This window comes from Pseudoduganella sp. GCM10020061, from assembly GCF_042683405.1.
GTDB lineage: Bacteria > Pseudomonadota > Gammaproteobacteria > Burkholderiales > Burkholderiaceae_D > Telluria.
Map to the genome: position 1 here is coordinate 79,981 of NZ_JBHUJS010000010.1, position 25,456 is coordinate 105,436.

General features: G+C 64.8%; 25 protein-coding genes. 14 read left to right on the forward strand and 11 right to left on the reverse strand.

All coding sequences use genetic code 11. The annotated features are described in order from the left end of the window. Positions 1–88: 88 nt before the first annotated feature. Together ACFSQR_RS13435 and ACFSQR_RS13440 are read right to left on the reverse strand one after the other, a co-directional pair. Positions 89–3,664 (reverse strand): M1 family aminopeptidase, encoded by a 3,576-nt coding sequence (locus tag ACFSQR_RS13435; RefSeq protein ID WP_377730384.1) that lies wholly within the window; start codon positions 3,662–3,664, stop codon positions 89–91. Further along, positions 3,664–4,557 (reverse strand): ABC transporter ATP-binding protein, encoded by an 894-nt coding sequence (locus ACFSQR_RS13440; protein WP_377730385.1) that lies wholly within the window; start codon positions 4,555–4,557, stop codon positions 3,664–3,666. The genes ACFSQR_RS13435 and ACFSQR_RS13440 overlap by 1 nt, the downstream gene beginning before the upstream one ends. Positions 4,558–4,835: 278 nt before the next feature. On the opposite strand from ACFSQR_RS13440, the gene ACFSQR_RS13445 reads away from it, so the two are divergent. Further along, the gene (locus ACFSQR_RS13445) at positions 4,836–5,273 is read left to right on the forward strand and encodes a hypothetical protein (RefSeq protein WP_377730386.1); all 438 of its coding nucleotides are present in this window, start codon (positions 4,836–4,838) and stop codon (positions 5,271–5,273) included. Positions 5,274–5,280: 7 nt separating this feature from the next. Continuing rightward, positions 5,281–5,919 carry a 2-polyprenyl-3-methyl-6-methoxy-1,4-benzoquinone monooxygenase gene (gene coq7 / locus ACFSQR_RS13450; RefSeq protein ID WP_377730387.1) on the forward strand — a complete coding sequence of 213 codons (639 nt, stop codon included), beginning with the start codon at positions 5,281–5,283 and terminating at the stop codon, positions 5,917–5,919. 45 nt (positions 5,920–5,964) lie between these two features. Here coq7 and ACFSQR_RS13455 read toward each other — a convergent pair whose 3' ends face one another. The 6 genes from ACFSQR_RS13455 to ACFSQR_RS13480 all read right to left on the reverse strand — a co-directional run bounded on the left by ACFSQR_RS13455 (position 5,965) and on the right by ACFSQR_RS13480 (position 13,278). Further along, the gene (locus tag ACFSQR_RS13455; RefSeq protein WP_377730389.1) at positions 5,965–6,387 is read right to left on the reverse strand and encodes an OsmC family protein; all 423 of its coding nucleotides are present in this window, start codon (positions 6,385–6,387) and stop codon (positions 5,965–5,967) included. A 54-nt stretch (positions 6,388–6,441) separates the two neighbouring features. Further along, positions 6,442–7,626 carry an ABC transporter permease gene (locus tag ACFSQR_RS13460; RefSeq protein WP_377730390.1) on the reverse strand — a complete coding sequence of 395 codons (1,185 nt, stop codon included), beginning with the start codon at positions 7,624–7,626 and terminating at the stop codon, positions 6,442–6,444. After that, a complete protein-coding gene (locus ACFSQR_RS13465; RefSeq protein WP_377730391.1) occupies positions 7,623–8,351 on the reverse strand; it encodes an ATP-binding cassette domain-containing protein in 729 nt (242 codons plus the stop codon). Before ACFSQR_RS13465 ends, ACFSQR_RS13460 begins: the two co-directional genes overlap by 4 nt. Before the next feature lie 15 nt (positions 8,352–8,366). Beyond that, a complete protein-coding gene (locus ACFSQR_RS13470; protein WP_377730392.1) occupies positions 8,367–9,749 on the reverse strand; it encodes an alpha/beta fold hydrolase in 1,383 nt (460 codons plus the stop codon). Positions 9,750–9,921: 172 nt separating this feature from the next. Next, positions 9,922–10,359, reverse strand: a complete 438-nt coding sequence (locus tag ACFSQR_RS13475) for a hypothetical protein (protein WP_377730393.1) — start codon at positions 10,357–10,359, stop codon at positions 9,922–9,924. A gap of 126 nt (positions 10,360–10,485) precedes the next feature. Then, positions 10,486–13,278 carry a S8 family serine peptidase gene (locus tag ACFSQR_RS13480; protein ID WP_377730394.1) on the reverse strand — a complete coding sequence of 931 codons (2,793 nt, stop codon included), beginning with the start codon at positions 13,276–13,278 and terminating at the stop codon, positions 10,486–10,488. 261 nt (positions 13,279–13,539) lie between these two features. Between ACFSQR_RS13480 and rplM the strand changes: the two genes are divergently transcribed. Both rplM and rpsI read left to right on the forward strand, forming a co-directional pair. Next, complete coding sequence (rplM, locus tag ACFSQR_RS13485) at positions 13,540–13,968, forward strand: 50S ribosomal protein L13 (RefSeq protein WP_377730395.1); 429 nt, start codon at positions 13,540–13,542, stop codon at positions 13,966–13,968. Positions 13,969–13,977: 9 nt separating this feature from the next. Then, the gene (gene rpsI / locus ACFSQR_RS13490) at positions 13,978–14,370 is read left to right on the forward strand and encodes a 30S ribosomal protein S9 (protein WP_005667904.1); all 393 of its coding nucleotides are present in this window, start codon (positions 13,978–13,980) and stop codon (positions 14,368–14,370) included. A 164-nt stretch (positions 14,371–14,534) separates the two neighbouring features. On the opposite strand, the gene ACFSQR_RS13495 is transcribed toward rpsI, so the two are convergent. After that, positions 14,535–15,083: a porin family protein gene (locus tag ACFSQR_RS13495; RefSeq protein ID WP_377730397.1), complete on the reverse strand. Its 549-nt coding sequence runs from the start codon at positions 15,081–15,083 to the stop codon at positions 14,535–14,537. A 240-nt stretch (positions 15,084–15,323) separates the two neighbouring features. Between ACFSQR_RS13495 and ACFSQR_RS13500 the strand changes: the two genes are divergently transcribed. The 4 genes from ACFSQR_RS13500 to erpA all read left to right on the forward strand — a co-directional run bounded on the left by ACFSQR_RS13500 (position 15,324) and on the right by erpA (position 18,047). Continuing rightward, positions 15,324–15,932, forward strand: coding sequence for an OmpW family protein (locus ACFSQR_RS13500; RefSeq protein WP_377730398.1), 609 nt, complete (start codon positions 15,324–15,326; stop codon positions 15,930–15,932). Between the two features lie 124 nt (positions 15,933–16,056). After that, positions 16,057–17,094, forward strand: a complete 1,038-nt coding sequence (argC, locus tag ACFSQR_RS13505; RefSeq protein ID WP_377730399.1) for an N-acetyl-gamma-glutamyl-phosphate reductase — start codon at positions 16,057–16,059, stop codon at positions 17,092–17,094. 138 nt (positions 17,095–17,232) lie between these two features. Further along, entirely contained in the window at positions 17,233–17,643 is a 411-nt protein-coding gene (locus ACFSQR_RS13510) for a polymer-forming cytoskeletal protein (RefSeq protein ID WP_377730400.1), read from the forward strand. Positions 17,644–17,696: 53 nt separating this feature from the next. Continuing rightward, positions 17,697–18,047 (forward strand): iron-sulfur cluster insertion protein ErpA, encoded by a 351-nt coding sequence (gene erpA / locus ACFSQR_RS13515; protein WP_377730401.1) that lies wholly within the window; start codon positions 17,697–17,699, stop codon positions 18,045–18,047. On the opposite strand, the gene ACFSQR_RS13520 is transcribed toward erpA, so the two are convergent. Together ACFSQR_RS13520 and ACFSQR_RS13525 are read right to left on the reverse strand one after the other, a co-directional pair. After that, on the reverse strand, positions 18,044–19,138 hold the full coding sequence (locus tag ACFSQR_RS13520) for an anhydro-N-acetylmuramic acid kinase (RefSeq protein ID WP_377730402.1): 1,095 nt from the start codon (positions 19,136–19,138) through the stop codon (positions 18,044–18,046). The two genes, erpA and ACFSQR_RS13520, sit on opposite strands and share 4 nt — an antisense overlap. Before the next feature lie 158 nt (positions 19,139–19,296). Continuing rightward, on the reverse strand, positions 19,297–20,664 hold the full coding sequence (locus ACFSQR_RS13525) for a peptidoglycan DD-metalloendopeptidase family protein (protein WP_377730404.1): 1,368 nt from the start codon (positions 20,662–20,664) through the stop codon (positions 19,297–19,299). A 168-nt stretch (positions 20,665–20,832) separates the two neighbouring features. On the opposite strand from ACFSQR_RS13525, the gene tyrS reads away from it, so the two are divergent. From tyrS to ACFSQR_RS13555, 6 genes are all read left to right on the forward strand, one after another. Then, the gene (gene tyrS / locus ACFSQR_RS13530; protein WP_377730406.1) at positions 20,833–22,074 is read left to right on the forward strand and encodes a tyrosine--tRNA ligase; all 1,242 of its coding nucleotides are present in this window, start codon (positions 20,833–20,835) and stop codon (positions 22,072–22,074) included. After that, entirely contained in the window at positions 22,071–22,535 is a 465-nt protein-coding gene (gene dtd, locus ACFSQR_RS13535) for a D-aminoacyl-tRNA deacylase (protein WP_377730407.1), read from the forward strand. Before tyrS ends, dtd begins: the two co-directional genes overlap by 4 nt. Positions 22,536–22,588: 53 nt before the next feature. Then, entirely contained in the window at positions 22,589–23,254 is a 666-nt protein-coding gene (locus tag ACFSQR_RS13540; protein ID WP_377730408.1) for a YbhB/YbcL family Raf kinase inhibitor-like protein, read from the forward strand. A 79-nt stretch (positions 23,255–23,333) separates the two neighbouring features. Further along, positions 23,334–23,969, forward strand: a complete 636-nt coding sequence (locus ACFSQR_RS13545) for a histidine phosphatase family protein (protein WP_377730409.1) — start codon at positions 23,334–23,336, stop codon at positions 23,967–23,969. Between the two features lie 130 nt (positions 23,970–24,099). After that, positions 24,100–25,125 carry a tRNA dihydrouridine synthase DusB gene (gene dusB, locus ACFSQR_RS13550; RefSeq protein ID WP_377730410.1) on the forward strand — a complete coding sequence of 342 codons (1,026 nt, stop codon included), beginning with the start codon at positions 24,100–24,102 and terminating at the stop codon, positions 25,123–25,125. A gap of 78 nt (positions 25,126–25,203) precedes the next feature. Further along, positions 25,204–25,437, forward strand: a complete 234-nt coding sequence (locus ACFSQR_RS13555) for a helix-turn-helix domain-containing protein (RefSeq protein ID WP_377730411.1) — start codon at positions 25,204–25,206, stop codon at positions 25,435–25,437. The last annotated feature ends 19 nt before the right edge of the window (positions 25,438–25,456 follow it).

Sequence of the window (25,456 nt, forward strand, 5' to 3'; positions counted from 1 at the left end):
GATCTTTGCACAGCCCCCGGTTTCGCTTCCGGATCCCGCCCGCTAACAATCCTGGAACCGTCCCCTGACGGGGACAGTCCCTGCAACGCTAGCGCACCTCGACGTCGGTCATGTTGTCCGACGGCTTGCGGTCGATCAGCTTGTTGTCCGGATCGATCCCCGCGCGTACCGGCAGGCGGTCCACCACCATGGTCACCGTAACGTCGCCACCGGTCACCACGCGGCGCTCGCGCACCAGCGGCACGCCATCCTGGCCATCCACGCCGAATTCGATGTAGTCCTTGAGCGGCGCTTCCGTCTCGCGTCCCAGTTCATCCGCGCGCATCTTGCCCGCGTCCGCCTTGAGCGTGACTTCGTACTTGCCGTTCTCGAGCTTCACCGCGCTCGCCGTTACCGCACGGTTCTCGTACAGCACGATGCTCTCGAACAGGTCGTCGATCAGGTAGGCCATGTCCGGCGGGGTCGCGCGGCGCAGCGCAGCGACCAGCACGTTCACGCTCGGATACGGCGACGACTTGTAGCCGTGCTCCTGCAGCACTTCGCGCAGCACCCCGTTCACCGTGTCTTCGCCCAGCAGGTCCGCCAGCAGGTACATGGCCAGGCTGCCCTTGGCGTAATGGATGTAGCCCTGGTTTTCGTTGTCCGCCAGCGGCAGTTCCTTCTTGTTCTCCACCGCGCGGCCATGCAGGTAGCGGTCGAGGTCATAGCGCAGGAAGCGGCGCATCTTGTCCGGGCCGTGGCGCTTCTTCATCAGCATCAGCGCCGAGTATTCGGACAGGGTCTCGGTCAGCACCGTGCTGCCGCGCGTATTCCCGCCGATCAGCTGGTGCGCCCACCACTGGTGCGCCACTTCGTGCGCGGTGACGAAGTAGGGGTAGTCCACGTCCTTCGGATCCTCTTCGTCCACCCGGGCGATGAAGCCGATCGACTCCGAATACGGGATCGTGTTCGGGAACGACTGCGCAAACTGCGCGTAGCGGGGGAATTCGACGATGCGAAGCACTTTGTGCGGATAAGGCCCGAAGTTCGTGCTGTAGTACTCGAGCGAGTCCTTCACGCCCCTGGCCATGCGGTCCAGGTTGAACTCGTGTCCCGGATGGTAGTAGATGTCGATCGCGACATCGCGCCAGCGGTCGTGCCGCACCTCGTAGCGCGCCGACTGGAACGCGTAGAAGTTCAGGATCGGCTGGGCGGTCTTGTAGTGGTAGTAGCGGCGTCCCTTGCTGGTCCACTCCTGCACCAGGTTGCCCGGCGCGATCGCGGTCTGGTCCGAGCTGGTGCCGATCACCGCATCGAACGTCACCCAGTCCGCGTCGTTGCTGATGTAGTTGTTCGCCAGTCCCTTCGGGTCGTCGCGCGGCAGGGAGCGTTCCTTCGGATCGAGGCCATGGCGCTTGCGGTCGCGGTCGTCCGACAGCTCGTAGGTGGGCTGGTAGCCGATGTGCGGCAGGTAGCCGCTGCTGAAGAAGGTGCCGTTGTAGATCACCGGCGTATCGAGCGCGCCGCCCATCAGGCCTTTGGGCCGGTAGGCGATCTCGAACTCGATGACCATGCGCTCGCCCGGCTGCATCGGCCGCGCCAGCGTGTAGCCGTAGAAGCCGACATCCGGGTCGTCGGTGGAGCGGGTCACTTTCTGGCCGAAGCGCAGCGAGCGGATGTCGCTGTCGCGGTGCTGCGCGATGTAGATGGTGCCGATCGGGCTGGCGGTCTTGTTCTCGATCTCGTAGCGGCCGGTCATCGCCAGCGCGCGCTCGTGCGGGTACATGTCCACCTGCATGCGCACGCCAGTGATGCGTGGCTGCGGCAGGTTCTCGAGCTTCTTGTACTGCCGCTCATAGCGCGCCTGCAGCTCTTCGCGGCCGAAGCTGGTCTTGAAGTCGTTCGCCACGTGCAGGTTGTAGAACAGCACGGCGCCCGCGGCCACGAACAGCGAGAAGCCGGAGGCGAAGGAGACCAGTACAGGCAGCGTGAGGTTGCGCCGCGCCAGTTGCAGGCGGCTGCGCAATTCGTTGTTCACGCCGCGCGGCCACAGCACCAGCGCCGTCACCATCAGCATCGCGGCGGCGCCGCCCCAGTACACGAGGTACAGGCGGTCGCGGTCCAGGAAGTGGCCGTAGCCATTCATTGCGGAGTACACGAAGTCCGGCGTGTTGCCGTAGATGAGCATCGGATGGTCGAAGCCGAAGCCGCTGGCGGTGATCGACACCACGTAGTACAGGATCATCGCGAAGTAGGCGAGGAACTTGTGGTTGATCAGGACCTGCAGCACGATCGCCAGCACCGCGATCAGCGCGTAGTGCGGCCACTGCACCAGGAACAGCGACTGGAAATACAGGCCCGGCTCGAAATGGTAGTAGCCGTTGAAGGCCTGGATCACAATCCCGCACACCATCAGGATCGCCAGCATCACGCCTTGCAGCGCGATCAGGCCGAGGGTCTTGCCGAGCAGCGGCAGCCAGCTCGGGGTCGGCGCGGCGTCGAGGATCTGGGCCAGGCGCGCCTCGCGCTCACGCCAGATCAGTTCACCGGCATAGAAGGTCGTCACGACCAGCATGAACAAGGAGAACGTGCCGCCGATCGCCTCCAGTACCAGGTAGGTCACCGGGTAGGTGCTGGTGCCGTACAGGGAGTCCAGGTTGACCGACATCGCGAACACGGTCAGCACGCCGGCCAGCGCGATCACGATGAAGTACACGTTCTTGACCGACTCGCGCAGGTTGAACCACACGGATTTCAACAGCAGCAGGCCAAGGCTGCGGCCGGCGAAGTCGGGCTTTTCATGGATGTTGACGGCCGAGCGCGTGAGCGGCGCCGGCAGGTCGGCATCGACGTTGCGGCGTGCGGCGCGGCTGTCCACGTTGCTGACGAAATGGAAGCGCCAGAAGCCGAGCAGCAGCACGACCAGCGCGAAGCCCGTCCAGATCGCGCGGTTCAGCAGGAACACGCCTTCGAACGGCACCAGCTCGGTGTTCTTCTCGGCGATGGTCCAGTACTCCGTCAGGCGGATCAGGGCGGTGGTGCCGAACGGATCGATCAGCGCAGCCAGGGTCTTGTAGTCGAGGTCGCGCGCCAGCGAAGGGGCGACGAGGTACCCGACCAGCATGACCACGCTGGCCACGTACACCGGCAGCATGCGGCGCGTGAGCGCGGCCAGCACGAAGAAGATCGAACCGAAGATGAACAGGTTGGGCAGCAGCGTGCGCAGGTAGGGCAGCAGGTACATCTGCAGCGACATCGGCCCGATCTTTTCGGGGTCGATCCCCGGCAGCATCGCGCCCAGCCAGGCGCCCAGCACGATGCTCGAGAAGATCAGCGCCAGCACCGCCAGCGCGCCGAAGAAGCGGCCGAACACGTAGTCGCTCTTGCGGATCGGCGCCGAAAAGAAGAAGTGGTGCATGTCGTACTCGAAGTCCTGCTGCACCGAGCGGCCCATCATGGCCGCGATCACGACCACGCCGATGGAGCCGAGCAGGGCGCAGGTCAGCTCGATCGAGCGCGGCCCGTTGATCAGGACCTTTCCGCCAAAGCTGACTACCGCTTCCTTGAATACGCCGCCCGCCGCCGCCATCCACAGCATGGACAGGGCCAGGAACATCGTGAAGTACACCCAGGTCGACAGCAGCTTGAGCCGCTGGCGCGCTTCGAAGCGTGCGATCTCGAACATTACAGGTTCCTGTCGGACGGCAGGTAGCGGCCGGTGATGGTGGCGAAGTACACGTCCTCGAGGTCGCCCGCGATGTCCTCGAAGCCGTCGCCCGGATCGCGCTCGGCGTACACGTGGATCAGGGTCCGGCCGGCCAGCAGGCGGGTCGAGATGACGGCATGGTGCTTCTGGAAGATCGGCAGCTCCTGCTTGGACACGAAGCGCGCCCAGATGCGCCCGTCGATGTCGTCGACCAGCTTTTGCGGCTCGCCGCACAGCAGCACCTGGCCCTTGTTGATGATGGCCATGTTCGAGCACAGGTCGGCCACGTCGCTCACGATGTGGGTCGACAGCAGCACGGTCTTGTCCTGGGAAATGTCGGACAGCAGGTTATGGAAGCGCACCCGCTCCATCGGATCCAGGCCCGCGGTGGGCTCGTCCACGATGATCAGCTGCGGATCGCCCAGCAGCGCCTGCGCGATGCCCAGGCGCTGCTTCATGCCGCCGGAGAACCCGCCCAGGCGCTGGTGGCGCACTTCGAACAGGTTGGTTTGCTGGAGCAGGCCGTCTACCACCTCGCGCCGGCGCGCGCGGTTCGACAGGCCCTTGAGCACGGCGAAATGGTCGAGCAGTTCGTAAGCGGTCACTTTCGGGTAAACGCCGAAGTCCTGCGGCAGGTAGCCGAGCAGGCGGCGCACTTCGTCCTTTTCGTCCAGGACGTCGATGTCGCCCAGGAACACCGAACCGGAATCGCACTCCTGCAGCGTGGCCAGCGTGCGCATCAGCGTCGATTTGCCGGCGCCGTTCGGGCCCAGCAGGCCGAACATCCCGGTCGGAATCGTCAGCGTGACCTTGTCCAGCGCGACGACCCCGTTCGCGTAAGTCTTCGACAGGTTGCGGATGCGTAATTCCATTCTTGCTCCAGTGTTAGCTCAAATTTCCTGCACAGCGATCGGAACTATCCGACGATTGCATTGTATTGAAGCAGGACTACAGGGAATGCCCCTATGCGATGCACGGCAAGATAGCCATGCCAGAATGCAGAATGTGGCGGTTGGAAAGCACGCCAGCGTCAATACATACGAGCGCCAATGTTCCGCAATTACAAAACATGCAAGCGTAGCAGCGCACTGTTGCTGACGCAAGGCAACAGCCATGACCCATGGGGCTTTATTTGAGTGATAATGCTTGTATGGAAACCCACATCAAGGAAAACGTGCTTGCGGTGACCCGCCTGGGGCGCACGGTGGAGGAGGCGACCGGCTTCTTCCGCGTCGCGCTGGGGCTGTATTACCTGGCCGGCCTGATGACCGAAGCCACCCTCGATTTCAAGAAAATCGACCGCGACTTCAACCGCTTCATCTACCACTCGATCGGCAAGGGCCACAGCATCACCAGCGTGCTGCAGTTCATGAGCGGGGAGAAGGTGCTGCCGGTGCTCGATTCGGCCCGGTTCATCGCCGCATTCCGCGAGCATTGCAAGGACATCCCGTACGAAAGCATCCCGTTCCTGCTGGGGCTGAACCTGGGCGTGGCAAAGAATTTGTCCGGCCTGCCGACCGAAGGGCCGGTGCACGACTGGATCGAACAGCGGAAGGCGGGCGCGCTGCCGGCCTCCGACTCGTTATAATTCGACCATGAACCGCAATTTCAATCCCCTCGACCACCTGGTCATCGGCCTGGACAAGGCAGTCCGCGTGATCGCCGGCGTCGCGACCGCATCGCGCCCGAACCCCGCCGCGCATGCGGCCGATGCCAACATGACCGACCAGGAAAAGCGCCACGCCGCCGGCCTGATGCGCGTCAACCACGTCGGTGAGGTCTGCGCGCAGGCGCTGTACGACTCGCAGGGCCGCTTTGCCAAGTCCCCCGAGGTGCGCCGCAAGCTCGAGCAGGCAAGCCGCGAGGAAGAAGACCACCTGGCCTGGACCGCGCAGCGGCTGGCCGAACTGGGCTCCTCGCCCAGCATCCTGAACCCCCTGTGGTACGCCGGCTCGTATGCGATCGGATCGGTGGCTGCCATCCTGGGCGACAAGCGCAGCCTCGGCTTTGTGTCCGAGACCGAGCGCCAGGTCGAAGCGCACCTGACCAGCCACCTGGACCGCCTGCCGCCGCAGGACGAAAAATCGCGCGCCATCGTGCGCCAGATGCGCGACGACGAAATCATCCACGGCCAGGCCGCGCGCGACCTGGGCGGCGCCGAAGCCCCGCTGCCGGTGCGCTTCGCCATGACCGCGATGTCGCGGGTCATGACCACCACCGCCTATTACATCTGAGAACGGGGACTGTCCCCGCAGGGGACCGTCCCCAAAGCCAACCGCTTACACCTCGACGATCTCGAACGACGACGTAATCGTCGCCGTCTTGCCGATCATGATCGACGCCGAGCAGTACTTCTCGTGCGACAGCGCAATCGCGCGCTCCACCGCGGCATGGCGCAGGTTCCGTCCCGTCACCACGAAATGGAAATTCACCCGGGTGAACACCTTCGGATCGGTTTCCGCGCGGTCCGCCTGCAGCGTCACGTCGCAGCCGCGGATGTCTTCGCGCCCGCGCTTGAGGATCAGCACCACGTCGACCGCCGTGCAGCCGCCCGTCCCGGCCAGCACCAGCTCCATCGGCCGCGCGGCGAGGTTCTCGCCGCCGATCTCCGGCGCCACGTCCATGTTGACCATATGTCCCGAGCCCGTCTGCGCCCGGAAGCCCATGCCCGAGGGGCCGTTCCAGCTTACCTTGACTTCCATATTCTGCCTTCGAGTTAGCGATCCGTCATTGTACGCCCGGCGTGCAGGCGGCGCTCAGACCGCCAGCACGTACTTCTCGCTGCGCATGCGCCAGGACGAGAAGGCGTAGAAGGCCGCCGCGCCAACCAGCGAGCTGCCCGCCGTCAGCAGATAGTGGATCGCGCCGATATCCTGGCCCTTGGACAGCTCGCGCAGCAGCGTAATGTTGGACAGCACCGGCACCGCGTACATCCACAGCTCGGTGGTCAGGTCCAGCATCGGGATCAGGATGGTCGGCAGCATCGGCACGATCATCGCGATGCTGAGCGTGCTTTGCGCCTCCTTGAACGACTTGGCGTTCATCGCCAGCGCGATCTCGAAGGCCGCCGCGAACAGGCACAGCGGGATCGTCGACAGGATCACCAGCGTCAGGTCCAGGTTGCTGAGGCGCCAGGACAGTCCCAGTTCCTCCAGCGGTATCCACTTGAGGATCGCGTGCGCGAAAATCAGTTCGAGCGTGACGCCAATGACGGCCAGCGCGCCGGCCGCCAGCATCTTGCCCGCCACCAGTTCGGACGCCTTGATCGGCTGCGCCATCAGCACTTCCAGCGAGCGCCGCTCGCGCTCGCCCGCCGTGCTGTCCACCGCGGTGCTCAGGCAGAAGATGAAGACGGGGATGAAGAAGGTGCCCAGCATCGCCCCGATCAGCTTGCCCGAACGCGATGCGCTGGTGCCGGTGTCGTAGCGCTGCACCTTGACCGGCGCCAGCGTCACCGGCGAGACGCCGTGCGCGAGCAGGCGCGCGCGCGCGATATTGCTGCTGTATTCGTTCAGCACCGACTCGATGTCCTTCAGCTTGCGCCCGGTGTCGGCGCCGGAGTCGAACCACAGCTCCAGGCGCGCCGGACGCATCGCCTCGTAGTCCTCGACGAACTGCTCGTCGATCTTGAGCAGCGCAACGGACTTGCCGCCCTTGAGCAGTTCGGTCACGCCCTCCTCGTCGAGCGGGGCGTGCTCGGTGGCGGAGATGTTCTCCTGCTTGAGCATGGTCATGAGCGTCGGCGCCTTTGCGCCTCCCACCACGATCAGTTCGATGCCCTCGCGTTCCGGCTCGTTGGTGCGCTTGATCAGGTCATTCAGGATGAAGCCAACGAAGGCCGGGTACATCAATACAAACAGGGCCAGCATGGCCAGTGCGCGCTTGTCGCGCAGCGATTCCTTCAGTTCCTTCAAAAATACGACAAACGTCCTGGACTTCATACAATCCCTTCTTCGCCGACGAGGCTCACGAATGCATCTTCGAGGTTGGCAATGCCGGTGCGCTCGCACAGCTGCTGCGGCGCGCCCTGTGCCACCGTGTGGCCTTTAGCGATCACGATCACGTCATCGCACAGGTGCGTCACTTCCTGCATTACGTGGGTCGCCATGATCACGCAGCATCCTTCCTCGCGCAGCAGCACCAGCGCGCGGCGCAGGGCGCGCGTGCTCATCACGTCCAGGCCCCGGCTCGGCTCGTCGAGCAGCAGGTGGCGCGGACGGTGCAGCAGCGTGCGCGCCAGCGCCACCTTGATGCGCTGGCCCTGCGAGAAGCCTTTGGAGCGGCGGTCCAGGATGTCCTCCATCGCGAGCAGCTCGGTCACTTCGTCGATGCGGCGCGCGATCGACGGCTTGTCCATGCCATTCAGCTGGCCGAAGTAGGTCAGGTATTCGCGCGTGGACAGGCGCTCGTACAGCCCGAACTGGTCGGTCAGGAAGCCGATGTTGTTGCGCACCTTGAGCGGATCGGCTGCCGGGTCGGTGCCGTCGATCGAGATGCTGCCGTGGTCGCGGTGCAGCAGGCCGACCAGGGTGCGCAGCAGCGTGGTCTTGCCGGCGCCATTCGGGCCGAGCAGGGCAGTGATCTCACCGTCACGCGCGGTGAAGCTCACACCGCCCAGCGCCTGCACCTCGCCGAAACTCTTACGTACGTCTTTTACTTCAATCATGATGGGGTCGCGGTATCAAGGATGCGGGCCGGCGCTGCCGACCTGGAAGCTGGCCGAAGGAATCTCCTTCAGGCAGGCGGCGTCGAGTTTTTTCGTGGGCTGGTCGAGGAACTCGCGCAGCAGGCGCGGAGCGCAGCCGAGCGTGGTGATGCCGTGGCCGGCGTTCTCCACCACGAAGTGCTGCGCGTTCGCCATGTGCCGGGCGGCCGACTGCGCGCGGCGCGGGGGCGTCACCGGGTCGAGCGCGCCCGACAGCATCAGCACCGGGGCCTCGATGCGGGTAGGCTGCGCCAGCGGCGCCGCGGGCACGTTCAGCGCGGGGCATGCCTTGATCATGGTGTCCGTGACGGTCGCTTTCATGAACGATGCGCCGGTGTCGGCGGTCAGCGCGCCCGCGTCCAGGCGCGGCACGTCCTCGGCGCATACCACGGCCAGGTACAGCATGTTGGACAGGTCTTCTTCCGAGGAGAAGTCGCTCATCACATTGCTTCGGGCGATGAAGGGCTCCCAGCGGCCCTCGTAGGCGCTGTGGATCAGGTAGGGCAGGCTGCGGCTGTCGACCGGCGAATACAGGATCGAATGCACGGTACGCACGAAGCGGGCGTTGCTCAGTTGCTGGCGTAGCGGCTTGGCCGTGCGCGGATCGGCCAGGTCCAGCATCACGCTGCCGGTAGCGGCGCGGCGCGATAGCTCCGCGAACTCCTCGCGCAGGCGCGGGAAGGCGGCGGCGCAGGGCTTGTTCTCGGCGCACTGGCGGAACAGCGCGTCCAGCGCCGCCTGCGCATCCTGGCCACCGGCCGGGATCACCATCTCGGGCGGCGCTACGCCGTCGAGCACGAGCGAGCGCACCGCTTTCGGATAGGCGCGCGCGTAGGCCTGGGCCAGGCGGGTGCCGTAGGAGGCGCCCCATACATTGATCTTGTCGTAGCCGAGCGCCAGGCGCACGCGCTCGATGTCGTGGGCGGCGTTGGCCGTTGTGTAGTCGGCGAAGCGCACTTTGCTGTTGCGCACGCAGGCGGTCAGTTCGGCCAGCGCGCGTTCCTCGGTCATTGTTTCCTCGCTGCTGCCGGACTCGCAATCGAGCTTGCCGGAGCGGCCGGTGCCGCGCTGGTCGATCAGCACGATGTCGCGCGTTGCGCGGGCGCGCTGGAATGCGGCGTTAAGGAAGGGCAGGACGTCCGAGCCGGCCTGGCCGGGGCCGCCGGCCAGCACGAACAGGGGATCCTGGCGCGCGTTCTCGCGGAACGACGGCGCCACCGTGACATGCAATGCGATGGCCCGGCCGTCCTTGGCGCCGTAGTTCGAGGGAACATTCACGGTCACGCAGCGCAGGGCCTCTTCGGCGCCGGGAAGGTGGCAGCTACGCCCCGGGTTGGGTTTTGGTGCAGCGTGCGCCATCGGCGCGGCCAAAAGGACTGCTAAGAACCAGAAGCGAAATTTCACGTATTCCCCCGCAAAGATGTCGAGGAATAGTACGGTGCAGCTTGTCGCCCGGTCAACAAGAAAAGCGGCGGCGCCGGCGCCGTCCCGCTGCAGGCCTGCACCCGGGCTGACATCCAGCATTCCCGGCTTAGTCGTCCACCGCGAATGTCACGCTCACCTTGCCTTCCACCGCATGCTTACTGAGGCGCACCTCAGCGACGTTCTCCAGCGCCCCGGTCATGGAGAACCCCACCTCGAGCCAGTCTTTCGAGATCCACCGGAGTGCGGGCCCGTTGGTGTGGCAGCTGCCGGTGTAGACGCGCGAACTCTCGTCGCCGCCATCCACGCGATCAGTCGCGCGGTACACCGACACGACATCGATGCAATGCGACGCTATTGCGCCACCCAGGTACACCGAGTGCACCGCTTTATAGGCGCCGTCCGGCGAGGCGACCTCGGTGAGGACCTCCGGGGCGGTACTTGTACGCAGCAGGTATGCGAAGGCATGGCCCGCCAGCGCGACGGCACCGCTAATGGCGAGCGCCGTCGCTATTCCTGTTTTGAATCGTGCGGCGGTTGTTGTCATGGAGCCGGGCGCTAGTAAGGAAAGCCCTATCTTCCATGTCGAATGTGAAGCGCTGATGCGCTGGAGGTGAATCCAGTTGATCCTGTCATCCCGGCCTGCGCCGGGATGACGGTGGTTACGGCCGCGTTAGCGAACGACCCACACCATGGCGGCGCCGCCGACCGTGGTGCCCTGCGCATTCTGCTGCGAGACCTGCACCATCAGCTGCTCGCCGCTGCCCAGGCCTGCCGGGATCGTGGTGTACAGCGACATCGGATACATCGCGCCCGGATCTTTTTCAAACTGGACCCGCACCACCGAGTTGCGCACCTCGACGAAGCGCCGGCCGTCGCGCAGCACCACATCGCCGCCAATGACGGTGACGTTGCCCAGCTTGCGCTTGGGAGGGCAGTCGAAACGCGAGCCCTTTTCGATGGTGAGCACGCCCATGCAGCAGCCCAGGCGGGTCTTCACGCGCGTGCGCTCGAGGAAGACCAGCGAGTTGTCGCAGCGCTCGTCGTCCTGTTCGCCGTGCCCGTGCCCATGGTGGTGCGGGTGGTGGTGGTGCTGTGGATTGCGGCCGTGCTGGTGCTCATGATGGTGGTGCCCGTCCATGTTGTGGTGCTGGCCCATGCCATGCCCATGGTCGTCGGATGGATCGCGGGTGCCGACATCGTCGAAATCGACCAGCGGGAACTCGCTGCCGTCATCGTCGATGGACAGCAGCAGCGGCATCCCTGCCGGCAGGCGGCTGCGGTCGACGGTCAGCTCCATCGCGCGTTCGAAGTTGAAGCGGTTTCCGGCCACGAAGGGGAACACGGCCGGCGCATTGCCCAGCACGTCGATCACCGACAGGTTACGCTGCGCCAGGTTGTTGCGCCGTGCGCTGATCGGATCGCCCGTCAGCACGGCGGTGGTGAACGCGTAGTCGTTGTCGGCGGTGACGTTGGCCAGCAGGCAGGGGTGCCAGCCGTGCCCCGCGACCCAGCCATACAGCGACTCCACCTGCGCCGCCTCGATGCGGAACTTGGCGATCACCGAGGCGCCCGGCGCCACCGTGCCGAAGTTGGTGGCGATGCCGGTCGGGTTGACGTGGTTGGCGTCGGTCAGGGTCCAGTCCTGCGGGTACACGAACTGCAGGCCGACGAACGGCGTGATGCGGGTCGAGACGTTCACGTTGCGCGCCGGGCGCGGGCCATTGTTGGTGACCCGCACGTAGATATAGTTGGCCTGCCCGCGCTCCACGTTCTTCGAGCGCAGCGGGTCGCCCGGCACGAATACGTTGTCGTCGGTGATGCGCACCACGATGTCCGAGAAGTCCCAGAAATTCCCGCCCGTGAACGGCTCGGTGCCGTTGTCGGAAGGCGCATCGCGGATGATCACGTCGGCGGCGTCGAGCGCGCGCAGCACGTTGATGCGGCCGTAGCCCATCTCCTGGTTCCAGCTGCCGCTCGGGTAGCCCGCCGTCTCCGCATACGGCACCGTGCCGACCTTCTGCGCGGTGCGCTCGATCAGCGCGCGCACCTGCACGTTCGACAGGGTCGGGTAGAAGCTGCGGATCAGCGCCGCCTGGCCCGCCACGTGCGGCGTGGCGGACGAGGTGCCGTTAAAGGTCAGCATGAAGTCGCCCGCCGTGCCGGGCGTGGTGTTGTAGCCGGCCGCACCGCGCCGGTCCGTGGTCGGGATGTGCACGCCCGGCGCCACGACCGAGATCGCCGGGCCGAAGTTCGATCCCCAGCCTTCGCCGTCCGGGCTGGCCGGGCTCTTGCGGTTGTCGATTTCGTCGGAGGCGCCGACCGCCATCACCAGCGGATTGGTGGCGGGGTAGGTGATGGCGCCATTGTGGTTGTGGGTCGCCACGCACTGCACCACGTTGGCGGCATGCGCGGCGGCGATCGCCGGGTCGATGATGGCGTGGCTCCACGCATTCCAGCCGAAGCTCATGCTGATCACCTGCGCACCGTTGGCGGTGGCCCAGTTGATGCCGGCCGCGACCTCGACGTCGGTCCAGTTCTGGAAAGCGACCGGCTGGATCAGCGCATTGCCGGCCACGCCCGCAATGCCCAGCGCGTTGTTGAAGCTGGCCGCGACGATGCCGGCGCAGGCGGTGCCGTGGTTGCCGGTCGGGGAGCCGTCGCCCGACATGCTGCCCAGGTTGATGCCGGTCCCGGAAAACTGCAGGTCCGGGTGGCCCAGGTCCACGCCTTCGTCCAGCACGCACACCACCACAGAGGCGCCGGTGGACAGGTCCCAGGCGGTGGTGCCGGCGCCGCCGGCCTCGATCCGCACCATGTCCCACTGCTGCGCGAACAGGGTGTCGGAAGGCGCGATGCAGGTCGGCTTCACCATCGGCATGCTCTCGAACTGCACGTCCTGGACCAGCGGCATCGATTCGAGCAGGCGCTTGACCATGTAGGCGTTGACTTCGCGCGCATTGGCGATGGTGAAGTAGCGCAGGCCGTTCAGGAAGCGCGACTTCTCGGCGACCTCCTGCAGCTGCGGCTGGGGATCGCCGTTGGCCGCGGCGGCGACCAGCGCCGCCGGCACGTCGGCCGCGCCTTCGCCGCGCTGGCGCAGCCGTACCACCACGGTGGACGGCAGCGGCGACAGCAGCGAGCGGCGGCCGCGCTCGCCCGCCAGGCTGTACACCGGGCCGGCGAAGTCCAGGCCGAGCGGCAGCAGGGAGGCCTCGATCTTGACGAAGTGGTCGTCCGTGATCGCGCGCCGGGCCTGGACCCAGAAGCGGGTCGGGGTGTTGTTGATTTCCTCGCCGGGCACGGGGCGTTCGATCGTCGTTTCGAGCATGAGGTCGAGCGACGCCAGCAGCGGATCGAGCGCGGCCCGGTCGGGCGCGCTGGTAAACGCCAGCAGCAGCCGGGTGGGGTCCAGCGTCATCGGTACGCCGTTGCCGTTAATCAACTCTCGTGGAAAGTTTTTCATGGTCTCGATTCCTCATGTGGTGGGCTAAGGAACACGAGTCTAGGACGGCGAATTTGCAAGGACTTGCGCTAGCGCAGCAAGCTGGACAGGCGAGGCCAGCGGTTTGCGCGCAACGGAAGGCCACGCCAAGGTTGACTGGAAGTGGCGTTTCGGAGTATGCTTGTCGGCTTTCCGTTCGCTCAGGGAAAGACAATAAGGAAGCGTCCGCAGCACTGTATTGCGGAACCACCAATTTGAGCGTTTAACTATTAGGAAGTCATCATGAAAACTTTTTCCGCTAAAGGACATGAAGTCCAGCGCGAATGGTATGTGATTGACGCGACGGACAAAGTCCTCGGACGTGTTGCCAGCGAAGTGGCACTCCGACTGCGCGGCAAGCACAAGCCAGAATTTACTCCTCACGTCGACACCGGCGATTTCATCGTCGTGATCAACGCAGGCAAACTGCGCGTGACCGGCACCAAGGCCACCAACAAGACCTACTACCGTCACTCGGGCTACCCGGGCGGTATCTACGAAACCAGCTTCCTGAAAATGCAACAGCGTTTCCCAGGCCGTGCGCTGGAAAAAGCGGTCAAGGGCATGCTGCCAAAGGGCCCGCTGGGCTACGCCATGATCAAGAAGCTCAAAGTGTACGCGGAAGGTTCCCATCCGCACGCTGCGCAGCAACCTAAAGCACTCGTTCTCTAAGGAGCTGACATGATCGGTAACTACAACTACGGCACCGGCCGTCGCAAGAGTGCAGTTGCTCGCGTGTTCATCAAAGCTGGCACCGGCCAGATCATCGTGAACGGCAAGCCAGCATCGGAATACTTCTCCCGTGAAACCGGCCTGATGGTGATCCGTCAGCCGCTGGAACTCACCGGCAACGTCGAGCGCTTCGACATCAAGGTCAACGTGCATGGCGGCGGCGAGTCCGGCCAGGCAGGTGCAGTGCGCCACGGCATCACCCGTGCACTGATCGACTACGATGCGGGCCTCAAGGGCGACCTGGCACGCGCCGGTTTCGTCACCCGTGACGCACGTGAAGTCGAGCGTAAGAAAGTCGGCCTGCGTAAAGCACGCCGCGCAAAGCAGTTCTCGAAGCGTTAATCGTTTCTGGTCTTGCGAAGAAGCCGCCTCCGGGCGGCTTTTTTTTCGCCTCGACCATGGCGACCCTCGCCGCGGCGTGGCGGAATCGGCCCATTTATGGCCGATTCCGCCAACTGCGGCCGAAAAAAAAGGACCCGCAGGTCCTTTTTTTCAGCCGGGGTGGCTCAGAAGCCGAACTTCATCCCGACCGACCAGGCGTCGTTCGGATCGTTGAACGCTTCGCGCTTGCCGGAGCGTTCATATTCGGCCGTCACGGCAACCTTGTCGTTGATGTTGTACTGGACGCCCAGGCCCGCGTACAGGCCGGTATCGTCGTCCTTGTGGCGCAGGCCGCGGCTGTCGCTGTGCCGCACCACGTGGTACGACATGCCCAGCTTGCCGTACGCGGAGACCCGTTCGCTGACCGGGATGGTGTACTTGCCGGCCACATAGCTGTTGTAGCCCTTGGTGCTGAAGTCGACCCACTGCCCGTTGGACTGGGCGCTCACCGTCTCGCTGGAGCGGTTGGTAATGCCCGCTTCGATGCCGAAGTTCTGGTCGAAATCGTAGCCGCCGAACACCTTGGCCTGGGCCTTGCGGCCGTCGCGCATCATCTTGCCCACGCTCGACACGGCGACGCCGGCATACGCGCCCGGCGCCTGGGTGGCAGTCTGCGCGTGCGCCGCGCCGGTGGCGAGGAGGGTGGCTCCGAGTGCCAGGATCAGTTTTTTCATCGTTCTTCCTTTGATCGTCGTTGGTTCGCCATTCGTCTTGAATCGCGATGTCACAACGATAAGGGCGAGGTAATTCTTGCACTAGTGCAAAAGTCGTAAGATTTGTAACCGAATGCAAAGTTTCTGACCGTTAAGTTAGATATAAGCAAAGTGTGGGGCGAATTTGACTTAGAGCAAAGATTTTGTTGCGGCGCATCAATAGACTCATCCATGCAATTTGATAAACGATGAGGAAACATCATGAAAAAAGTAGTAATTGCATTCGCACTGGCCGCCATCTCCGCAGCAAGCACCGCAGCCGCCCAGGAGTCCCCATTCATGCTGCGTGCCCGCGCGGTCCACATTTCTCCCGCTGACAAGTCCGACGCGCTCGGCGGCGCCGGCGCCAGGGATCGCATCAGCGTGTCCGACAAGACCATCGCGGAATTCGACATCACCTACTTCGTCACGCCCAACTTCTCGGCCGAGCTGGTCCTGACCTATCCGCAGAAGCACACCGTGTACCTGGACGGCGCGGCGATCGGCACCTTCAAGCACCTGCCGCCGACCCTGCTGGCGCAGTACCGCTTTGCGCCCGGCGCGCAAGTGCAGCCGTATGTGGGCGCCGGCATCAACCTGACCCGCCTGTCCAGCGTCAGGCTGCTGGGCGGCGCGGGCGACCTGGAAAACAGCAGCGTCGGCCTGGCGCTGCAGGCAGGCGCCGACTTCCGCATCGACCGCAACTGGTCGGTGAACGTCGATGTCAAGAAGGTGCAGATCCGCAGCGACGTATTCGTCGGTGGCGCCAGGGCATCGGCAGTCAAGGTCGATCCATGGCTGGTCGGTGTGGGCATCGGCTACCGCTTCTGAGCCGCCCCCGGCACCCGGAGCGCCCCGCGAGGGGCGCTTTTCTTTTCCTTGCGTCATGGCCCACGCGGCCAATGGATAATTTGACTAAAATAGGCACTTTATCTACCTCAGCAAGGGAATTCACATGATCAAGGTTGGCATCGTCGGCGGAACTGGTTACACGGGCGTGGAGCTGCTGCGCCTGCTCGCGGCGCACCCCGGCGCCGAGCTGACCGCGATCACGTCGCGCAAGGAAGACGGCCTGCCGGTCGCGGACATGTTCCCGTCCCTGCGCGGGCGCGTGAACCTGGCGTTTTCGGCGCCCGACAAGGTCGACCTCAAGCAGTGCGACGTGGTGTTCTTTGCCACTCCGCACGGCGTCGCGATGGCGCAGGCGCCGGAGCTGCTGGCCGCCGGCGTCAAGGTGATCGACCTGGCCGCGGACTTCCGGCTCAAGGACCAGGCCACGTTCGAGCAGTGGTACAAGATCCCGCACACCTGCCCGGAGCTGCTGGAAGAGGCCGTCTACGGCCTGCCTGAGCTGAACCGGGATGCCGTGAAGGGCGCGCGCCTGATCGCCAACCCGGGCTGCTACCCGACCACCATGCAGCTGGGCTTCTACCCGCTGCTCAAGCACAAGCTGGTCGATGCCGGTTCCCTGATCGCCGACAGCAAGTCGGGCGTCTCCGGCGCCGGCCGCAAGGCCGAGATCGGCACCCTGTTCTCGGAAGCGAGCGATAACTTCAAGGCCTACGGCGTGTCCGGCCACCGCCACACGCCGGAAACGGTAGCCCAGCTGCAGCGTTTCACCGACCAGAAAGTAAGCCTGGTGTTTACCCCGCACCTGGTGCCGATGATTCGCGGCATGCACTCGACCATGTACGCGCGCCTGTCGAAGCAGGTGAGCAACGACGAGCTGCAGGAACTGTTCGAGAACGAATACCGCGGCTCGGCCTTCGTCGACGTGATGCCGTTCGGCTCGCATCCCGAGACCCGGTCCACGCGCGGCTCCAACATGCTGCGCCTGGCGCTGCACCGCCCGGGCAATGGCGACATGGTGGTCATCCTCGCGGTGCAGGACAACCTGGTCAAGGGCGCTTCCGGCCAGGCGGTGCAGTGCATGAACCTGATGTTCGGCCTGGACGAAACCACCGGCCTCACCCAGCTCGCCCTGCTGCCGTAAGGGAAGGGGACGGGTCATCCGGGCAGACCCCGGATGAGCCCGCTATCGACGCAGATCAAACTCCGTGCATTTGGAACGGGTACATTGCTCAAAGAATAGTCAGTTTTGCATGAGCAATGACTCTACGGGGAGCCCACCATGTTCGGACGTACTGCAAAGAACGAGATTGAGAGCCTGGTCGCCGCGTCGGCCCGCGTCGAAGGCGACCTGAAGTTTTCCGGCGGGCTGCGCGTGGATGGGGAGGTGCACGGCAACGTGATCGCCACCGACGGCCCCGACTGCGTGCTGGTGGTGTCCGAGCACGCCCACATCGAGGGCGAGGTGCGCTGCGCCAACGTGGTGGTCAACGGCGTGATCGAAGGATCGGTTTTCTGCACGGAACTACTTGAATTGCAGCCAAAGGGCCGCATAGTAGGAGACGTCCACTACAAGATGCTGGAAATGCACGGCGGCGCATTGGTGACGGGAACCCTGACCCACCACGAACCGGGCGAGCCGGTGTTCCATCTTGTTGCCGAGCCCGCCGCGGGAGTTGCAGCGGGAGCGTGAATCGCGCCAAGGGACTATAATGGCGGTAATTGTTCCCAAGTAGGAGTATCCCAATGAATGCAGTCGCAGAAATGCCGGCGCCAATCAACTTCACCGATGCGGCAGCCGAAAAAGTAGCCCAGCTCATCGAAGAAGAAGGCAATCCAGACCTGAAACTGCGCGTATTCGTGCAAGGTGGCGGCTGCTCGGGTTTCCAGTACGGCTTCACCTTCGATGAAATCGTCAACGAAGACGACACCACGATGGTCAAGAACGGCGTGCAGCTGCTGATCGACTCGATGAGCTACCAGTACCTGGTGGGCGCCGAGATCGACTACAAGGACGACCTCGAGGGCGCCCAGTTCGTCATCAAGAACCCGTCCGCCACGTCCACCTGCGGCTGCGGGTCCTCGTTCTCCGTCTAAGCCGGATACAGGGCTCCCAGCACGCGGAGCCCTTTCGCACCAGTGACGGCCGGCAGATTGCCCGGCTGGCGCTGCGTGAAGCGGTAACCCAGCCAGGCAAATGCCAGCGCTTCCACATGGTTGGGCGCGACGCCTAGCGCAGCGGTCGACTGCACCTTCACCTTTCCGCCCAGTTCCTCTGCAATATCCGCCAGCAGCGTGTCGTTGTACGCGCCGCCTCCGCACACGTACACCGCCCCCGGCTGCTCCGTTTCCGCTTTGATCGCGCGTGCGATCGAGACGGCGGTCAGGCGCGTCAGCGTCGCCTGCACATCCTGCGCGGCCACGCCGGGGCGCCGGGCCAGCATCGCGTCCAGCCAGGCCTGGTGGAACAGGTCGCGGCCCGTACTCTTGGGCGCCGGCAGCGCGAAGTAGGGCTCCTGCAGCATCAGCGCGAGCAGGTCCTCGTCCACCGTGCCGCCCGCGGCCCAGGCGCCGCCCGCGTCGTAGTCCTTGCCCTGGTGCTTGCCGATCCACAGGTCCATCAGCACATTGCCCGGACCCGTGTCGTAGCCGCTCACGCGGCCGTCGCCGCGCAGCACGCTGATGTTGCCGATGCCGCCGATGTTGACCAGCACGCGCGTCTCGCCTTCCTTGCCAAACATTGCCTGGTGGAAGGCGGGCACCAGCGGCGCGCCCTGGCCGCCCGCCGCCACGTCGCGGCTGCGCAGGTCGGCGATCACGTCGATGCCGGTCAGCTCCGCCAGCAGGGCCGGATTGTTGGTCTGGCGCGTGAAGCCGAGTTCAGGGCGATGGCGGATGGTCTGGCCATGCGCGCACACGGCAGCGATGGGGCCGGTGGCGAGGCCGCGCAGTTCCTCTACGCAACGCGCATACACTGCGGCCAGCCCGTTCGCGGCCAGCGCTTCCCGTTCCAGCTCGTCCGGACTGCTCGACTGCAGCACCATCAGGCTCTCGCGCAGGCTGGCGGGGAAGGGCACGAAGGCGCTGCCCACGGTGGTGATCGCGCCGTTGGCGAAATCGGCCAGCACGCCGTCCACGCCGTCCATGCTGGTGCCTGACATCAAGCCAATGAAAAGGGAAGTGCTCATGAATTAGCATCCTGGTGAGAAATAAAAAAATGGGGACAGACCCCATTTTCGCCTGCAAAAATAAAAAAATGGGGACAGACCCCATTTTCGCCTGCAAAAATGGGGTCTGTCCCCATTTTTTTTGGGCGAAAAAAAGCCGCCCGGAGGCGGCTTCGATTTTAGCGCATCGCGAGCGCGGAACCGGTGGTGCCGGTCGGGCGCAGCAGCCCGAAGCGGTGCATCATGTCCGCCGATACCATGCGGAAGCGGGCCAGTTCGGCCGGCGACAGCGGCGCCTGCGCGGTCATCGAGATCTTGGTCGGATCGACCGCCTTGCCGCCCACGCGGAATTCGTAGTGCAGGTGCGGGCCCGAGGACCAGCCGGTCGAGCCGACATAGCCGATCAGGTCGCCCTGGCTGACCTTGCTGCCGCGGCGGATGCCCGGTGCAAAGCGGCTCATGTGCGCATACGCGGTCTGGTAGTTGGCCCAGTGCTTGATCACCACCAGGTTGCCGTAGCCGCCCGATGGGCCCGCGGTCTCGATCACGCCATCGCCTGCGGCGCGGATCGGAGTGCCCAGCGATGCGGCGAAGTCGATGCCCTTGTGGGCTTTCCACTTGCCCGACAGCGGGTGCACGCGCATCGAGAAGCCCGACGAGATACGCGAGAACGCCAGCGGGGACTTCAGGAAGGCGCGCTTGAGCGCCTTGCCGTCGAAGCTGTAATAGCCGCCGTTCTTGCCGTCGTCGAACCAGACCGACTGGTAGGTGGTGCCGCGGTTGGTGAATTCGCCCGCCAGGATGCGGCCGGTGCGCACCATCTCGCCGTCCTGCCAGAACGTCTCGTAGACCACGTTGAAGCGGTCGCCGCGCTGCAGGTCGGAGCGGAAGTCGATGTTGGTCGAGAACATCTCGATGATCTGCGCGGTGATGGTGTCCGGCAGGCGGCCGCCTTCGCCGCCCGAGTCGGTCGCGGCGTACAGCGACGAGGTGATCTCGCGTGCACGCATCTCGATGCGGCGCTCGAGCTTGGCCTCGGCTTCGGTCGCGGCGAACTTTTCGCCGTTGCGGGTGATCGAAATGGTCTTGAGCGGATTGTCCTTGCCGTCGAAGACGCTGGCGCGCAGCCATTGCAGCTGGCCGGCCTCGTTGGTCTGGGCCTGCACGCGCTTGCCGGTCTTGAGCTGCATCACGGCGCGCGCGATGCTGTCGGACTTGATAAAGGCGAGCGCGTCCGGGTCGTCGACGCCGAGACGGTTCAAGAGCGAAGCCAGCGTGTCGCCTGGGCGGACGCGTTCTTCCTGGACAAAGGTGTGCTCGGTTTGCTGTAGGGCGCTGATCTGGTCGGCCAGGTTGGGCAGTTCAAGTTCCTGGGCGATCGACCGAACCTGGATGTCATCCGGTTCGGGAGCCATCGGCGCAACTCCTGCAGCCCCGAAAGCACAGGCCGCGAGGCCGATCGCGGTGGCGCTGATGATGCGCGCCTTTCGCGTCGTACCGAGCAGGCTGGTCCAGCGTTTGCCTGTGATTTGTTTTGTAGGGTTCATGCAATCAGTTAAAATTTGCCGCTTGAACGTCCCAGAGGACTACCTGTCTCGTTTTCTTGTTGTTGTCAGAGTTTATATACGGCAACATGGAAGGAGCAGAGATTATACCCCAGTCCGCCGGCATCTCCACAAAAACTCTCATTTGTTATCAACCGATAAACGCAGCTTATGACCTCTACAACAGCGTCTCCCACGGCCCTTCCGATCACCGATTCCGTCCAGGAAGCGCTCGCCATTGCCAAGCGCGGGGTCGACGAACTGCTGATCGAATCCGAATTCGCCCAGAAGCTGGCGCGCTCGGAAAAGACCGGCGTGCCGCTGCGGATCAAGCTGGGCCTGGACCCGACCGCGCCCGACCTGCACCTGGGCCATACGGTGGTGCTGAACAAGATGCGCCAGCTGCAGAACCTGGGCCACCAGGTGATCTTCCTGATCGGCGACTTCACCTCGATGATCGGCGACCCGTCCGGCCGCAACGTCACGCGCCCGCCGCTCACGCGCGAACAGATTGAAAGTAACGCGATGACCTACTTCAAGCAGGCATCGCTCGTGCTGGACCCGGCCAAGACCGAGATCCGCTACAACTCGGAGTGGTCCGATCCGCTCGGCGCGCGCGGCATGATCCAGCTGGCCTCGCGCTACACCGTGGCGCGCATGATGGAGCGCGACGACTTCACCAAGCGCTACAAGAGTGGGACTCCGATCTCCGTCCACGAGTTCCTGTACCCCTTGATGCAGGGCTACGATTCGGTCGCTTTGAAGTCCGACCTTGAGCTGGGTGGAACGGACCAGAAATTCAACTTGCTGGTTGGCCGCGAGCTGCAGAAGGACTACGGCCAGGAGCCGCAGTGCATCCTGACCATGCCGCTGCTGGAAGGCCTGGACGGCGTCGAGAAGATGTCCAAGTCCAAGAACAACTACATCGGCATCACCGAGCCGGCCAACACCATGTTCGCCAAGGTGATGAGCATCTCGGACACCATGATGTGGCGCTACTACGAGCTGCTGTCCTGGCGCTCGCTGGACGACATCGCCGCGCTGAAGGCGGCGGTGGAGGGCGGCGCCAATCCGCGCGACGCCAAGGTGGCGATCGCCAAGGAGATCGTCGCCCGCTTCCACAGCGCGCAGGCGGCCGACGACGCGCTGGCCGATTTCGTCAACCGCTCCAAGGGCGGCATCCCGGACGACGTGCCGGAAGTAGCCCTGTCCGGCGCGCCGGTCGGCGTGGCCCAGCTGCTCAAGCAGGCCGGCCTGTGCGCCTCCACCTCGGAAGCGATGCGCATGGTGGACCAGGGCGGCGTGCGCCTCGATGGCGGCGTGGTCAGCGACAAGGCGCTGCAGCTGCAGGCCGGCACCTTCGTGATCCAGGTCGGCAAGCGCAAGTTCGCGCGCGTCACCCTGTCGGCATGATCGCACTGCTGCAACGGGTCACGCGGGCCGACGTTGCCGTCGGAGGTGCGACGATCGGCGCCATCGGCCCCGGCCTGATGGTGCTGGTGTGCGCCGAACGCGGCGACACCGAACGCGAAGCGGGGCTCCTGCTCAACAAGCTGCTGGGCTACCGCGTATTTACGGACGATGCCGGCAAGATGAACCGCAGCGTCACCGACGTCGCGGGCGGCCTGCTGCTGGTGCCCCAGTTCACGCTCGCGGCCGACACCAACAGCGGCACCCGGCCGTCGTTCTCGCCCGCGGCCAGCCCGGCGGACGGCGAACGCCTGTTCTCCCATTTTGTGCGACAGGCGCGCGCAAAGCATGGCATCGTCGAAACCGGACAGTTCGGGGCGGACATGCAGGTCACGCTCACCAATGACGGTCCGGTCACGTTCTGGCTGCAGGTGCCGCCGGCGGCGGTTGCCGTCGCCAGCTGAACCTCGGCCCGGGCGGGCTGTCATATATATATAGGAAGGGAGCAGGAGGCGCTATGAGACTGTGGAGCGATTCGTTCAGCGACGGCGGAGTGATCCCCGAGGAGTTTGCCCTGGGCGCGGCGGATCCGGCCACCCATGTGCGTTTTTGCGCCAACCGCAACCCGCACCTGGCCTGGGACGAGGTCCCCCCCGGCACCGAGTCGCTGGCCCTGTTCGTGATCGACGTCGACGTGCCCAGCGTCGGCACGGACGTCAACCGCGAAGGGCGCGAGCTTCCCGAGGAGTTGCTGCGCACCGAATTCTTCCACTGGACCCTGGTCGACATCCCGGTCGCGATCAAGTCGCTGGCCGCCGGCCAGTTCTCGGACATGGTCACGCCCGGCGGCAAGGACGGCCCGGACGTTCCCTTCCTGGTCCGGAACGGCACCTTGCACCAGCTGCGGCAGGGCCTGAACGACTACACCAACTGGTTCGCCACCGATCCCGACATGACCGGCGAGTATTTCGGCTATGACGGCCCATGCCCGCCGTGGAACGACCTGCGCATCCACCACTACATTTTCCGGCTGTACGCGCTCGACGTGCCGCGCTTCCCGCTGGAGGGCACGTTCACCGGCGCCGAAGCGCTCCTGGCTATCCGCGGCCATATCCTCGACGAAGCGCAGCTGATCGGCGTGTACTCGACCCACCCCGCCGTCGCAAAGACCCTGGCGCCTTGATTTCCGCCCGGCCGACACCTCGCCATTCCCGCCCGTGCGGCCTGCCGTGCCGCGGCGCGCGCCGTTTCCGATCGACCCCATGACCTCCATCCTCCTGATCCGCCATGGCGAAACCGCCTGGAACGCCGACCGCCGCCTGCAGGGCCACACCGACATCCCGCTGAATACCGAAGGCGAACGCCAGGCCGAAGCGCTGGCCGCCGCGCTGGCCGGCGAGCGCTTCGACGCCATCGTCGCCAGCGACCTGCAGCGCGCGCACCAGACCGCGGAGGCGATCGCCCGCCACCACGGCCTGCCGGTCCAGCGCGACGCGCGCCTGCGCGAGCGCTGCTACGGCGCCTTCGAAGGCTTGCTGTACGCCGAGATCGCGCGCCGCTACCCGGAGGACTGGGAGGACTGGCAGGCGCGCCAGGTCGACTCGGTCCCGCCGGCGGGCGAGCGGCAGGCCGAATCGTTCCGCGCCTTCTACCGGCGCTCGCTGGATGCCGTCGCCGACTGGGCCGCGCGCCACCCGGGCAAATCGCTGGCCCTGGTCGCCCACGGTGGCGTGCTCGAATGCGCCTACCGCGCCGCGCACAACATGGTGCTCGAGTCGCCGCGCAGCTTCCCCATCCGCAACGCCAGCATCAACCGCTTCCGCTTCCACGACGGCAGGCTCGTGCTCGACAGCTGGGGCGAAACCGGCCACCTGGCAAAAGCACTCGACGAGTTGTAAGAGCAGGGGACTGCCCCGGGCGCCGGGGCGGCAGTGCCGTCCGCAAAGCAACACCCAGCCAAAATAGTGCTTATATTTTGAGCAGTTGTTCGTATAAAATAGCCGGTTCCCGCAGCCATTCCTGACCCTCGTGCAAATCGGTCCACACATCCTTCGCAATAACGTCTTTGTCGCGCCGATGGCTGGCGTGACGGACCGCCCGTTCCGCCAGCTGTGCAAGCAGCTCGGGGCCGGCTATGCGGTGTCCGAGATGGCGGCATCGAACCCGCGCCTGTGGGCCAGCGAGAAATCCTCGCGCCGCACCGACCATGCCGGCGAAATGGAACCGAAGGCCGTGCAGATCGCCGGCGCCGACCCGCAGGACCTGGCCGACTGCGCCCGCTTCAACGTCGAACGCGGCGCGCAGATCATCGACATCAACATGGGCTGCCCGGTCAAGAAGGTCTGCAATGCCTGGTGCGGCTCGGCGCTGCTGCAGCACGAAGACCTGGTCAAGCGCATCCTCGACGCGGTCGTGTCGGCGGTCGACGTGCCGGTCACGCTCAAGTTCCGCACCGGCTGGAACCGCGAAAACAAGAACGCGCTGCGCATCGCGCGCATCGCCGAAGACGCGGGCATCGCCATGCTCACGCTGCACGGCCGTACCCGCGCCGACGGCTACAAGGGCGATGCCGAATACGACACCATCCGCGCGGTCAAGCAGGCCGTCTCGATTCCCGTGGTCGCCAACGGCGACATCACCACGCCCGAAAAAGCGAAGTTCGTGCTCGACTACACCGGCGCCGACGCCGTGATGATCGGCCGCGCCGCGCAGGGCCGTCCATGGATCTGCCGCGAGATCGACCACTACCTGCGCACCGGCGAGCTGATGCCCGCGCCGCTGGTGGAAGAAGTGCGCGCGCTGATGCAGGAGCACCTGCCCGCGCATTACGCCTTCTATGGCGAGTTCCTCGGCGTGCGCACCGCGCGCAAGCATATCGGCTGGTACGTGCAGGACCTGCCGGGCGGCGAAGAATTCCGCCAGCAGATGAATTTGCTGGAATCCACGGCCGAGCAGCTGGCCGCGGTGGACAGGTTTTTTGGGTCTCAACATAAACACGGGGAGCGGTTACAATACCGCCCCTCCGAAGCATTCGACCAGGCGTTGGCAGCGTAAAAGCAAACAATGCCGAAAAAATGGGGTCTGTCCCCATTTTGGTGAAAGCGGAAACTCAATACAGGCACGTCACGCATTATGAGCAAAGAGATCATCCAGGAAGTCGTCCAGAAAAGCCTTGAAGAGTACTTCAACGACTTGGGCGAGCAGCAGCCGTCGAATATCTACGACATGGTGGTGCTGACGGTCGAGAAGCCGATCCTGCAGGTGGTGATGTCGCGCGCGGACGGCAACCAGTCGCACGCCGCGCAGATGCTGGGCATTAACCGCAATACCCTGCGCAAGAAGCTCCAGGAACACGGACTGCTGTAACGCTCCGACGCACGCGGGT